Raw genomic sequence first — 12,126 nt, 5'->3', positions numbered from 1 at the left:
TCAAAATACGAAGACTTAGCTAATTTCAAGTTGTGTACGCAATAGTAGATATTGAAACCACCGGAAGTTCAGCAAATTATGGCAAGATCACAGAAGTGGCCATCTTGATCCACGATGGACAGCGTGTTGTGGATGAATACCAAACACTGATCAATCCTGAGCAAGGCATTCCGGGAGGAATCACCACCTTAACCGGCATCTCCAATCACATGGTGGCCGATGCGCCCAAGTTCTTTGAAGTGGCCAAAGAGATTCATTTGATGCTGGAGGGAAATATCTTTGTTGCGCACAACGTCAATTTTGATTACTCATTCCTTAAAAAGGAGTTTCAAGAGCTAGGTGCATCTTTTGCGCATCAAAAGCTTTGTACCGTTCGTTTGAGTCGGAAGATCTTCCCTGGTTTGGCCTCTTATAGTTTGGGCAGGTTATGCGAGCATTTTGGCATAGAGAATCAGGCGAGGCATCGAGCCATGGGCGATGCTCGAGCAACTGCGATCTTATTGGATAAGCTCCTGGCCAATGATCAAGGACATTTTGAGGCTTTTTTGAAGAGGAATTCAAAAGAGGCAGACCTTCCACCCAATTTACCGAAAGAGCATTTCGATCGATTACCCAGTACAACCGGTGTATATTATTTTCATGACCAACGAGGAAAGGTGCTGTATGTGGGTAAGGCAAATGATATCAAAAAACGGATAAGGAGCCATTTTTCTAGCTCCGATGTGATCTACAAGCAGGGCTTGAAGGATCAGATTCATGACATCAGCTATGAGCTCTGTGGAGATGAAATGATCGCTTTCTTATTTGAAGCCTACGAGATCAAACGCCTATTTCCTCCTTTCAACAAAGCACAAAAATACCCGACACGTAAGTATGGCATTTTTCATTACCAGGATGGGCGGGGGAATCACCGCTTTTCGGTAGGGAAGGCACAAAAAGGACTTCAGCCGCTCAAGAGTTTCACCTCATTCGATCGAGCGCGTAATGCATTGATCGCACTAGTAAAGGAATACGAGCTTGACCCCAGCCTATGCAGTTTGCCAGCCGAGGCGATGAAATATTTCGGCTACACCTTTAGTCCTGAACAAAACGAGGATATCCAAGAGCGTTTCCACAAAGCACTCCTAAGTCTTAGTCGCGCTGCGGACACCTTTCTGTTGAAAGGGCAGGGAAGGGATCCGGAGGAATACAGCCTTGTGCTGGTTGAAAAGGGTGCCTATCAAGGTTTTTGTTTTATTGGCCAAGAAGAGCAACTTGATCAGCTTTCAGCGGTCAAAGAGCGAATTCGAAATTTTCCAGATGATCCAGATGCCCAAAGAATCATACAGCAGTTCAGAGAAAAGAGGGATATTCTGGAAATAAATTGAGGAATCCCTAGGTAATAGTATTGTTATGTTGTCTATTAATTAGTTAACTTATCCACTAGTAAAAGAAGACGCTATCTGGAATGAATGCTTCGTGTGAGTGTTTAATAGCGCAGAGCAAATACCATGAAAAGAACAAAAGAAATTGGAGGAAAAATCTTGAAGTATGGTGCTGAGAAGTTCCAAGAACGTTCAGCTAAAACCACTGAGAGATTACGTAATTATGCCACAACACTTAATGAAGTAAGTTCGGAATTGATGTATGTGAGTGCATTAATGGCCGGGCATAAGAAGATTACCATCGATTGATGGGAGAGTAAGATGAATTAATGAACCGAAAAATGGCAATTGACATTATTTTCGGTTTTTTTTGTTTCTAGAAATTTTTGTGATCTAACCGGTAGGGTATTCACGTAGGTATCCGTAAAGTAAGTATCGCATTGATTATGGAATTACAACTTTTACCTAAGCACGTGTTAAATTGCCCTTTCACCCAAAAGGAGCTCATACCTCTTTCTGAGAAGGAATTAGAGGTAATCAACGTTTAAATTGGAAAAGGGGAGCTTTTTTATCATCAAGGGGCTCAAGTCAAAGGGAAAATCACGCAGGCATTTTCAAGTGCCAATTACCTTTACATCTACCAAGTACACGAAGGAATGTTGTTGCTCAAGAAAGAGACAGCAATTGTTTCCAGAAGCAGAGTTGCTAATCCTTATCATAAGAATATTCCAGCAGAAGATCAGCTTTTTTATGAAAGCTACGGTTTAGAAAACCCGCGTGAAGAACAAGTAGCCTGTGTTCCGAGCTTAGACAAGAGCCTCCGCGACGAGGTGGTCGCTTGTGTATCGAAAAAGGGTGAGATTTTGGTGACAGCAAATGCGGTTTCTGGTGATGATGTGCTGAATTCATCCTCGATTACCAACACCACATCCACCTAGATCATAATTTTAGTCGCTTACAGTCTGTTGGTAAAGAATTGGGTGATGATGTCATTCAGGTACTGACCGACCGAACTTCAGTAGCGCTGGCTCCTTCAACGGTAGATACGTTTGTGGATTTGGAAGAAGTCGATCTTTTGTCTAATCAAGAGCAAGAAAGTCTTTACAATGTGTTGAAAGAAGTACTGCAGCCATCAGGCGTTCTTGTTAAATTGTATGTAGATGCCAAGCAAGTTATTTTCAAGAAGCTTTTGGCTTCCGATAGCTTGAGTACAAAGGCAAAGAACATCTTAATGCCTTGGAAAAAAACACAGCTCCCAACCATGCACTTTAGCCAATACAAATGGCCAACAGTCACAGCCAAGGAGGATGTGACTGTTAAAAATGGTGAATTGAGCAGGCATTTCAGCTAAAATCACGTCTTCTTCAAACTTTTCAACGTACTAGAAGTTCTCAACAAAAAGATAATGACATGAAGGGAAAGATTCTTTTAGTGGCAGGATTAGCGGTAATTCTCATAACGAGTATTCTCGCTCTTCACAGTAAGGCACAGCCGAATTTTGCACAGGACAATATCCAAGACAATAAGAATAAGCAAAAAGAGGAATATGAAATTGTGTTGACGGAAGAGCAATGGAAAAAGCGCCTTACCGCTGAACAATTTTATATTTTAAGAGAACAGGGTACCGAAAGAGCCGGTACTGGTGAATACAACAAGGTGTATGAAAAAGGTACTTACTATTCCGCAGCAACACTGCAGCCCGTCTTTTCAAGTGAGACGAAATATAACTCCTACTCGGGCTGGCCTAGTTTTTATGCACCGATCGAAGGGTCTGTGAAACTAGTCAAAGACACGTCTTTCGGCATGGTGCGATGGGAAGTAGTAGATAGCAAGAGTGGATCCCACCTAGGACATGTATTTGATGATGGACCAGATCCAACAGGCAAAAGATATTGTATCAATTCTGCCGCCTTGATTTTTGTTCCGGAAGGAGAGGAGCCGCCTAAGTTTAAAAAAGACGACAACTAATTTCCAGAAAAACATTAATGTCCTTAACATTGGCCTGAGTAACTCAGGCCTTTTTTATTTCGATCATTATGCAAGAACCCAAAGCCCTTAATAGCGTAGCTGAATTTCACAAAACGTTCAAACATCCTATTTTATCGTCTCCTGAAATCCCTTCTGACGAGCGTTGCAAGTTGAGGGTGTCGTTGATAGCCGAGGAACTAAAGGAGTTAGAGGAAGCCATCGCAGACAAGGACTTGGTTGAAATTGCGGATGCCTTATGTGATATCCAGTATGTACTTTCAGGAGCTATCTTAGAATTTGGTTTAGGAGAAAAATTCAAAGCACTTTTTGACGAAGTACAGCGCTCTAATATGAGTAAAACCTGTGCAAGCCGTGAAGAGGCGGAAGCAACGCAACAGCATTACCTGGCCAAAGATGGCACAGAAAGCTACATTGAGGAATCTGATGGTCACTTTTTGGTTTATCGAAAAGGGGATAACAAAACCTTAAAGTCTGTTAATTATTCTCCGGCAGACCTTAAATCGATACTTGCAGGCACCTAAGTCTAAACTTTTTCCTGTTGAAAGCCGTTTGCTAGGCAAACGATCATTCATGAGAAATTTATACCTCTTTTTACTAAGTCTTTGTGTCAGTTCAGGGCTAATTGCTCAAGATAAAACCGCAGTAGCGACCCTTGCAGGCGGTTGCTTTTGGTGTACAGAAGCTGTTTATGAACGAGTTGAAGGAGTAATTGATGTATACTCCGGCTATACGGGTGGTGAAGAGGAAAATCCAACCTACAGAGAAGTGAGTTATGGACGAACGACTCACGCAGAAGCGATTCAAATTGTTTTTGATCCTTCTATTTTGTCCTTTGAGACCATTTTAGACATCTTCTTTACAGCAGCCCATGATCCTACTCAATTGAACAGGCAAGGAAATGATGTGGGTACCCAGTATCGCTCTGCAGCCTATTATCATGATACAAGACAAAAGGAGGCTATTGAAAAGGCCATTAAGAAGTACAATGACAAAAAGTTTGACGGAAAGATCGTTACTGAAGTAGTTGAATTCACCAAGTTTTGGATGGCGGAAGATTATCATCAGGACTACTACGAGTTGAACCCCGGGAACCCTTACATCATCAATGTAGCGCGAGATAAAGTAAGAAAGTTGAATCAGTACTTTCCTCAACTGATCAAAGCAAAATATAGGGGCGAGCAATTATAAATTGGCAATACCAGCCAATACTTTTCTTCCACGACTAACAAATCCAGGGGTGCCATAGGGCATTTGTTCTTCAATGAGGAATTTGAGCTCGTCTTTCAATTCTGGCACTCGTCGAACGACTTTCTCTAAAACAACCATGGAGAAGACTTTAACTGCTACGGGTTCTTGTTTCTTTTCTAAATAATTGAAACAGATATCGGCTACCTCGCCTATGTAATGCTCAGGAATTTCCATTAACTGCCATGTTCTGACCGTATTTCTTTTTACCGCATCGTGAATATTCGGTTCGTGCAGCTTGCTGATCATTTGGGGTAAGTAGTTGTCAAGCAGCCCTTTTTGTTCGCCTAATTTACCGACCACCCAGGCCGCTCTTTGCACTAATTCCCAACGTTCGTGCAGAAAGATTTCCATCAGTTCAGCTAACCTTTCATCACTCGATTGCACATATCGTACAATATTCTCCGTATTTTCCTTAGCGTGTTCTTTTTGTAGTTCAAAACGAATATCCACGGTTAAATTTGTGAAGAAATGGATATAGTTCTCATAGTTTTAGGTTCAATTTTTGTCATAGCCGGTATTTTAGGTTGCTTTTTACCCATTTTGCCCGGACCTCCGATTAGCTTTTTTGCTTTGTTATTGCTTCAGTGGACAGAAAGTGAGCCATTCAGCGCAAATACGCTTTGGACCTGGGCATTCATTACTGTAGTGGTAACGGCTTTGGATTATGTGGTCCCTATCTACGGAACGAAAAAATTCGGCGGAACCAAACGAGGTGTTTGGGGGAGTACCATAGGTCTATTAGTCGGCTTACTGTTTTTTCCACCTTTAGGAATCATCATTGGCCCTTTTGTTGGCGCTTTTTTAGGAGAAATGAGCAATGGCAATGTCGACAACAAAAGTGCATTACGGTCGGCATTTGGATCATTTATCGGGTTTTTGGTCGGAACATTGCTTAAGTTGATCGCCTCGGGCTGGATGGCCTGGCTCTTTATCTCAAATCTGCTGTGACGTTAAGGGATCCCTCTTTCTTACTATGCTGAAGCTCATTTTTCACTCATCGACGAAATCAGTTCATTCATCGAAAAGCTAGGGTCTTTCATCTATTGTTGGTGCAAATTGGCACAATTCAGCAGATGCAACGACGGCCCTACGTTTTATTGGACAAGCACCAGGTACTCAAAAAGAGGTTTTTTATTCCTACGTCCCTGATCGAGAGGTTTGAATTGTATCCCTTGCGGCGACCACATCAAGAACTATTGGATATGATCCAACCGGCCATTTCCACATCGCCCGTTGCCCTTCACGTTGCGCTTAATGACTGGAATTTATCGGTGGTGTTTGATGCTTCCAATGAATCTTTTCATATTGAGTTTTTACAAGAAAGCAAGGGCACCTTAATGAAGGATATTGATAAGTACAAGCTGCTTGTTGAAGCGGCGGATGATTTCATCTATGAAACCAATATGAACGGGGAGTTCACCTATGTCAACCCAAAGGCGGTCAGTGTCACAGGGTTTAAAAGGGAAGAACCCTTGGGTATGAAATACTTGGATTTGATCCGAGAAGATTGGAGAGATAGGGCTCGTGAATTTTACCGAGATCAATTTACTGAGACGAAGAAGACGACCTACATGGAGCTGCCGCTGAGCTTAAAAAATGGAGCGGAAATATGGGTAGGGCAGAATGTTCAGCTGCTGGAGTCAGCGCATGGCGTGTTCGGAACCATGGCCATTGCTCGGGATATCACCTCAAGATATGAGATGCACTCAGCGTTGGAAGTTTCAGAGGAGAAATACCGGAGCATTATACAAAACCTCCAATTTGGTTTAATGGAGGTTGATTTGAACGGAAACATTGTTTTCGTTAATGATTCCATGCTTCAGCTGACAGGCTATAGCCGTGGAGAACTGTTATGCGAGAATGCGGAAAGTCTGTTTCTCGACGAACATCAAAAGCGTGTGATCAATGATGAACATGTAAAGCGTCAAAAAGGGATTCCTTCAGCCTACGCACAAAATCAGGTCAAAAGCGTTGGGCACTGATCAGTGGAGCACCAAAGTTCGATTTGCATGGAGAGATTACGGGGTCAATTGGAATTCATGTCGACATCACTGAGCGTAAGCTTAGTGAACAGGAGCTTTTTGCTACCAAGGCGAAGCTCGACCGCTACAAATTAGGCGCAGAGTCGATCAATGAGATCTCATCCAACAGAAGTCTCTCTTATGACGATCAGATCAAAGAAGGCTTAAAGATCGCCGCGAATTACTTGGAATTGCTCATTGCCATTTTAAGTGAGATCGATAAGGGCACCTATAAGCTGCTGGATTATTATTTGGCAGAGGACATGGAGGGGTTCAATAGAGGAGACGAATATAAACTGGCCGACACGTATTGTGATCTCACAGTGAATAATGATGGACGTTTGGCCATTCGCGAATGGAGTGCATCAGAATTTGCCGATCACAAGTGCTACAAAGCCTTTGGTTTAGAGACCTATATTGGTGCAGCGTATTACGTCAATGACGAACTCAGAGGAACTATTAACTTTTCAAAAGCCAAACCGCGCGATAATGAGTTTGACCTCTATGACCTGGAATTCGTCGAGTTGCTTTCCAAATGGATCGGTTTTGTTATCACACAAAAAGAAACGCTTCAGCGCTTAAAAGAGGATCAAGAGAAACTTCAAAGCCAAAACTTACAACCTCAGCAAAAGGAAGAGTACCTGACGGCAATTAATGATTTTGTCACCAAGTTATTGGACAATGAATCTATTGAGAGCATCGCTTGGGAAATCGCTGAAAACGTGATCGACAGCTTTGGTTTCGAAGACTGTGTGATTTACCTGTTGAACGAAGAAAAGGGATGCCTCGAACAATTGGCTGCTTATGGACCGAAACAGGCCAAGGATCGAAAAATAAAGGATCCCATCAGCATACCGTTGGGCCATGGTATTGTAGGTCATGTGGCGCAGAAAGGGCAATCTCTGATCATCCCGGATACCACAAAGGATAGTCGTTATGTGGTCGATGATCAGCATCGCTTGAGTGAAATCAGTGCCCCGATCGTAGCTGATGGTCAGGTAATTGGTGTGATCGATAATGCCGGCCGCCGCTCCACCATATTTCACCGGTATGTAATTCTTGTATAAATTCATTTCTCCAATTGAAGAGGGAATGAAACTTGAAATATGTCCAAAATAGTGGGCGGTGTGGTATATAGGGATGTTATTCCAATACAATAAGGTATTGTCACGAGCGCTTCCTCTTAGGTTGATCCCTGCGGCCGATTCGTCGTTGCTTGCAAAACCAGCGATCATTTGTGCCGAGAGCAACACGTCACGCTCTGAGAGTCCAGGGATAATTTCCATGCTATGCGGGAAGATCTTAAAGCTACTGGCAATCGGATCAGAGGCAATGCCAACGTTTAAGTACTCTTTCACTTCGATTTGAGTAAGTGCTGTTGTCACCGGTTGCATAAAAACTTCATGTACTGATAAGTCCGCTAAACTATCGACGGCGATTCGTTGGTCTTCAAAACCTAAAAAAGTGATGTTTAAGATGGCGGTAGATGGACGATCCACAATGATGTTCAATTCTCCGTTCAGATCAGCGACCTTTCCTAAATCCGTTTGCTCCAGGCGGAGCATCGCATAGGGGAGTAGTTCATTCGTTTCTCCATCTCGTATAACGAATTTGACGAACCGGCTACTTTCTTTTTTGACGACATAGAAGCGCTCATCTACCTTATTGAGGAGTAGTCCGTTGGCTCTTAGCTGATCGGCCAGTTCATCCAACAGGTTGGAGAAGTTATTTTCAGTCAGACGAAGGCTAATGCCTTTGATATCGGTTGGGTTGTAAGAGAAATAGATGGCCCGTTCAGCTTCGAGTTGATTCAAAACAGTCTTGAGTGTTTTTTCTTGCGCGTTGAGATCGACGTTGAAAAAACAGAGAAAGAGTAATGCGAATACCGCACTAAGGTTTAGCCTTAATGCGAAGAATTGCTTTGTTCTTTTCGTATGTATATGAGATGTTTTCAGTTCCTAAAACGCTTTGTAATGCAATATCGAGGTTATTATGAGGAAAAGCACCATCAAAAGGAACAGTTGTGAGGTCCATTGATGAAATGATTTCAATGCCGTATATATTTCTCAACGCTTCGATGGCAATGGCCAAATTGGCTTCATTTATTTCTGTGATTCCGTTGAGCCAAGTCGGTTCTGATCCTTCAGTTTTCCAATTTAAATCGAGTTTTCCTTCAATTAGCCGCAAAGCATCTTGTGGCGCCAAAAGTTGGTTAATAGTTGCGTTTTGTACGCCAACGCTTCCCGTATAGCAGATCACTTGTAAGAACGCTTCTCGCTGACTCACGTCGAATGTGGTACCCAATACACGGACTGTTCCTTCAGAGGTGATCACTTCGAATCCAGTGCCTTTTTTAACGTCAAAAAAGGCCTGACCTGTAAGTTGAACCGCTCTTTCTGATTGGTCAAACGCATCATCGATATACTTTATTTCTGAATTAGCGGCTAAGATCACTTTAGATCCATCGGGTAGATCGAGCGATTGGGTTTCTCCAAAACCCGTGCGGTGGACGGTATAATTAGGAGTAAGGAGGTAATAAGTGAGTGTAATGCCGATCAATACCAACGCGGCAGCAGCATAGCGGATCAAAGGGAAATTCACCTGCTTTTGCTATGGTGCAGCACCTTGTATCCGTTGATTCAGCTTATCGAGCTCAGCATCTACAGGGTACGGCGGGAAATCCAGCTTGTCAGTAGCCTTGATCAATTCCTGATACACTTGAAATTCTTCTTCACCAATGGCTTCGACGACCTTTTCATCACTTATCTCTTTGGCCACCCATTGGGCCAATAGCTGCTCTTTATCGAAGTTTTCATTGCTCATGGATACGAATTGTAGCTTTTAATACGTTTTCTCCTATTTTACCCTACTCCTAAAAACTAAATATTCCCAATTTTCTCTCTTAAGGCGACCAAAGCCTTGTGCATCCTTTTTTCAACAGCTTTTTGACTTATCTCGAGTAAAACAGCTATTTCTGCGTAGGTCTTTTTCTCGATCCGATTGAGTAAAAATACCTCACGCTGGCCTTCGGTCAAGTCACTGATTGCAGCTTGAACCCGTTTGTCGAATTCGGAAATTCTAGTTGAAACTCAGGGTTCTCATTTTGCCGGTCACGATGAATAAAGGGAATGTGTTTGGCTTGGGTTTTGTCCTTGTCAAGTGACTTAAGCATTTGGTTTTCTGCAACTCGAAAAACATAGGCTTTGGCCATTTCCGGAAGCACCTTGCTGCAGTTCTTCCATAACGTAAAGAAAGCCTCTTGAACCATGTCATTCGCGCGTTCTTCCTGCTTGTATTTGGCAAAAAGAAAGTTTCGCAAAAGGGGGGGCGATCTTTCGAAAAAGTTCGTTGAACACCAGCTCTTCACAAGTGCCTTGTTGACTCATGCATTGAAGATGTTAAGAATTCTGCTGATCAGCAATAAGTATCAACTATTGCTATCATGTTCTTGATAGAATTCTTCATAGATCACCATGTGCGGCATGGTCAGGACAGAGATGGCAATCAGGAAAAGCATTGCGGGTTCTATGCGTTGATTGAGTTCGACCGAGACCCAAAGGAGCAAGGCAATACCGAATAAACTGATCAAAGTAAAGGGTAGGCTGCCCAAGAAAAAGGACTTCCAATTGAATTCTTGGTCCTCTTTGAGTTTGTCAATTTGCACTTGGGAAGCACGCAAAGAGTGCCAAAGACCGAAGAATAAAGCAAATGAGAGCAACAGATCACCATAAATAGCCACCATGAGAATGACTAGGATCTCAATGAGCTCAAAGCTTAACGTCACCATGGATATGTACTTAAAACTGAGCACAAGGCTAAGCGAGAAAAGGAATGCAGCGGTATAAATGAGCCAATGGAAGTGCGATACATCCAAGGTGCTATCCAGTGCCGAATTGATCAAGAGGTTGGACTCCGCGGCGTTGAGGATCACCAGTAGGCAAAGAATCAATGATCCCCATAAGCAATAGATGCTTTTTTTCAATAGTGACTTTTCACTCAAGGCCAAGTATTGCCATTGCGTTTGACCGAAGTGATAGGCGGAAGTCAACAAAAACAAGCCCAAGGCAATACCCGGTGATAGCCACCAGACCAAGGCCATCAACGCAAGGGTGAGTAGGTATTTACTAAAGAACCTCAAAGGGATGGGCTGGGAGGTCTTAAGGCCCTTGGCGTTCATGTATAAAATGTGATCAGTAGCGCCATGCATTAGTCCGATACTGAGGATCAGCGCAAACGATACTATTTGGAGCAAAAGCGGCGGTAGAGGTATGATCGCCAAGGTTAGCGCGACCAGCATGATGATCGCACGGGTTTTCGGATAGAAGAACCTTACCTTTTCGTCAATTGTCGTAAGAATGGAGCCCATGGAATAGAAAAAAATATACGAATCTCTTCAAGCATATTGGTCTCTTCATCGAGAAACTTCAGAATGTGTGTCATTTTATTTTTTGCAAATAAACGACTCATGATTTTATGCACCACGCGAGGCTCGTCTTGGATAATGCCGAGAAGCAGGCGGTCATAAAAGCTAAAACGAGCCCTTGACCGGGCCCTAGGTTGTAAGATTCCTTTCTTTAAGTCTTCTATTAGGCGTTCACTGTCGCGCTGTATATTGCGAAAGGTGTACCCTGTGGTTGGTTTGGTCATTCCTCCAGCAGTGCCAATATTGACCATTTTCTGCTGTTGCCGATGCCAGTCGTTGACCACCATGGGAATGCGGCCCCATTCTTCCTCAATGATCTCATAGTCCGTGATGCCTTTTTGCTCCAGGTAGTGTATGAGTTCTGCACGATACGCTTCATTCGACAATGTGCGATCCGAAAACTCCGTGAATTCCACTAGGGCTTCATGAGGGCTGAAAGGAATAATGTAACCAAATTGAACATTTTCTTGGTTTGATGAGAGGGTGAAATCCATTAAGGTTACGTGCTCCTTGTCGAACGTTTCCTTTTTCGTTTTGATGGTATACCCAAAAAAATGCTGAAAGAGTTGCGCCGGCTCAAACCGCTCCTTCGTCAATGTCATGATGCTGTTGAATACGATCGCAGCCTTATAAACAAAGGACTTTGTTTTGACATAAGCGTATTGCTCATCAGTATCCATGGCTACAATTTCGTCTTGGCACCAGGTGATATTTTCCTTTCTGCAGATTTCTTTTTTGATGGCTAGATAGAAATCAATTGCTTTTAGATGGTGGTAGCGATAGGGGGTAATGCTTGATGTTTGCTCAGCAGTAGTGCTCTTGAATTGTAAGCTTGACCAATTTCGATGGGGAATACTAGGGAAGTCCATTTCTTGTGTTGACCAAAAACACCATGTTCTATCGTTTTGATTTTTAGGTGCTGAATCAATCAACAAGATGGATTTGTCGTCGAAGAATTTGTCCTGCGACATACGATAGACTAACGATAGTCCGGCACAACCTGCCCCAGTAAAAATATAATCGTAGGTCATAAAAAGAGATAAAAATGAGAGCCCTGGAAGGGGCTCTCATTGTACTATTG

17 protein-coding genes are annotated in these 12,126 nt (G+C 42.9%); 10 read left to right on the top strand and 7 right to left on the bottom strand.

The window, feature by feature from the left end; genetic code table 11:
- Positions 1 to 32: 32 nt before the first annotated feature.
- The 7 genes from AC2D6U_RS05335 to msrA all read left to right on the top strand — a co-directional run bounded on the left by AC2D6U_RS05335 (position 33) and on the right by msrA (position 4,541).
- Positions 33 to 1,367, top strand: a complete 1,335-nt coding sequence (locus tag AC2D6U_RS05335) for an exonuclease domain-containing protein (RefSeq protein WP_484719916.1) — start codon at positions 33 to 35, stop codon at positions 1,365 to 1,367.
- A 123-nt stretch (positions 1,368 to 1,490) separates the two neighbouring features.
- Complete coding sequence (locus tag AC2D6U_RS05330) at positions 1,491 to 1,673, top strand: hypothetical protein (RefSeq protein ID WP_484719915.1); 183 nt, start codon at positions 1,491 to 1,493, stop codon at positions 1,671 to 1,673.
- Positions 1,674 to 2,020: 347 nt separating this feature from the next.
- Positions 2,021 to 2,302 (top strand): hypothetical protein, encoded by a 282-nt coding sequence (locus AC2D6U_RS05325; protein WP_484719914.1) that lies wholly within the window; start codon positions 2,021 to 2,023, stop codon positions 2,300 to 2,302.
- 38 nt (positions 2,303 to 2,340) lie between these two features.
- On the top strand, positions 2,341 to 2,715 hold the full coding sequence (locus AC2D6U_RS05320; protein WP_484719913.1) for a hypothetical protein: 375 nt from the start codon (positions 2,341 to 2,343) through the stop codon (positions 2,713 to 2,715).
- Between the two features lie 59 nt (positions 2,716 to 2,774).
- Positions 2,775 to 3,332, top strand: coding sequence for a peptide-methionine (R)-S-oxide reductase MsrB (gene msrB, locus AC2D6U_RS05315; RefSeq protein WP_484719912.1), 558 nt, complete (start codon positions 2,775 to 2,777; stop codon positions 3,330 to 3,332).
- Between the two features lie 68 nt (positions 3,333 to 3,400).
- Positions 3,401 to 3,874: a pyrophosphohydrolase domain-containing protein gene (locus AC2D6U_RS05310; RefSeq protein WP_484719911.1), complete on the top strand. Its 474-nt coding sequence runs from the start codon at positions 3,401 to 3,403 to the stop codon at positions 3,872 to 3,874.
- Between the two features lie 49 nt (positions 3,875 to 3,923).
- Positions 3,924 to 4,541 carry a peptide-methionine (S)-S-oxide reductase MsrA gene (gene msrA, locus AC2D6U_RS05305; RefSeq protein WP_484719910.1) on the top strand — a complete coding sequence of 206 codons (618 nt, stop codon included), beginning with the start codon at positions 3,924 to 3,926 and terminating at the stop codon, positions 4,539 to 4,541.
- Here the strand turns inward: msrA and AC2D6U_RS05300 are convergent.
- A complete protein-coding gene (locus AC2D6U_RS05300; RefSeq protein ID WP_484719909.1) occupies positions 4,536 to 5,051 on the bottom strand; it encodes a hypothetical protein in 516 nt (171 codons plus the stop codon). The two genes, msrA and AC2D6U_RS05300, sit on opposite strands and share 6 nt — an antisense overlap.
- A gap of 18 nt (positions 5,052 to 5,069) precedes the next feature.
- On the opposite strand from AC2D6U_RS05300, the gene AC2D6U_RS05295 reads away from it, so the two are divergent.
- The 3 genes from AC2D6U_RS05295 (at position 5,070) to AC2D6U_RS05285 (ending at position 7,689) form a co-directional block, all read left to right on the top strand.
- Positions 5,070 to 5,549, top strand: coding sequence for a DUF456 domain-containing protein (locus tag AC2D6U_RS05295; RefSeq protein WP_484719908.1), 480 nt, complete (start codon positions 5,070 to 5,072; stop codon positions 5,547 to 5,549).
- Between the two features lie 224 nt (positions 5,550 to 5,773).
- Entirely contained in the window at positions 5,774 to 6,583 is an 810-nt protein-coding gene (locus AC2D6U_RS05290) for a PAS domain-containing protein (protein ID WP_484719907.1), read from the top strand.
- Positions 6,580 to 7,689: a GAF domain-containing protein gene (locus AC2D6U_RS05285; protein ID WP_484720581.1), complete on the top strand. Its 1,110-nt coding sequence runs from the start codon at positions 6,580 to 6,582 to the stop codon at positions 7,687 to 7,689. Before AC2D6U_RS05290 ends, AC2D6U_RS05285 begins: the two co-directional genes overlap by 4 nt.
- An 823-nt stretch (positions 7,690 to 8,512) precedes the next feature.
- Here AC2D6U_RS05285 and AC2D6U_RS05280 read toward each other — a convergent pair.
- From AC2D6U_RS05280 to AC2D6U_RS05255, 6 genes are read right to left on the bottom strand one after another with little or no spacing between them, the layout of a single operon-like run.
- Positions 8,513 to 9,223 carry a FecR family protein gene (locus AC2D6U_RS05280; protein ID WP_484719906.1) on the bottom strand — a complete coding sequence of 237 codons (711 nt, stop codon included), beginning with the start codon at positions 9,221 to 9,223 and terminating at the stop codon, positions 8,513 to 8,515.
- 9 nt (positions 9,224 to 9,232) lie between these two features.
- Positions 9,233 to 9,445: a hypothetical protein gene (locus AC2D6U_RS05275; protein WP_484719905.1), complete on the bottom strand. Its 213-nt coding sequence runs from the start codon at positions 9,443 to 9,445 to the stop codon at positions 9,233 to 9,235.
- 56 nt (positions 9,446 to 9,501) lie between these two features.
- Positions 9,502 to 9,657, bottom strand: a complete 156-nt coding sequence (locus AC2D6U_RS05270; protein WP_484719904.1) for a sigma factor-like helix-turn-helix DNA-binding protein — start codon at positions 9,655 to 9,657, stop codon at positions 9,502 to 9,504.
- Entirely contained in the window at positions 9,654 to 9,989 is a 336-nt protein-coding gene (locus AC2D6U_RS05265) for an RNA polymerase sigma factor (protein ID WP_484719903.1), read from the bottom strand. Before AC2D6U_RS05265 ends, AC2D6U_RS05270 begins: the two co-directional genes overlap by 4 nt.
- Before the next feature lie 60 nt (positions 9,990 to 10,049).
- Positions 10,050 to 10,988 (bottom strand): Brp/Blh family beta-carotene 15,15'-dioxygenase, encoded by a 939-nt coding sequence (locus AC2D6U_RS05260; protein WP_484719902.1) that lies wholly within the window; start codon positions 10,986 to 10,988, stop codon positions 10,050 to 10,052.
- Positions 10,952 to 12,076, bottom strand: a complete 1,125-nt coding sequence (locus AC2D6U_RS05255; protein ID WP_484719901.1) for a lycopene cyclase family protein — start codon at positions 12,074 to 12,076, stop codon at positions 10,952 to 10,954. The genes AC2D6U_RS05260 and AC2D6U_RS05255 overlap by 37 nt, the downstream gene beginning before the upstream one ends.
- Positions 12,077 to 12,126 lie beyond the last annotated feature (50 nt).

Source organism: Roseivirga sp. YIW32, from assembly GCF_057219245.1.
Note: the sequence above shows the minus strand (reverse complement) of the source record. Positions and strands in the feature narration are given on the sequence as shown.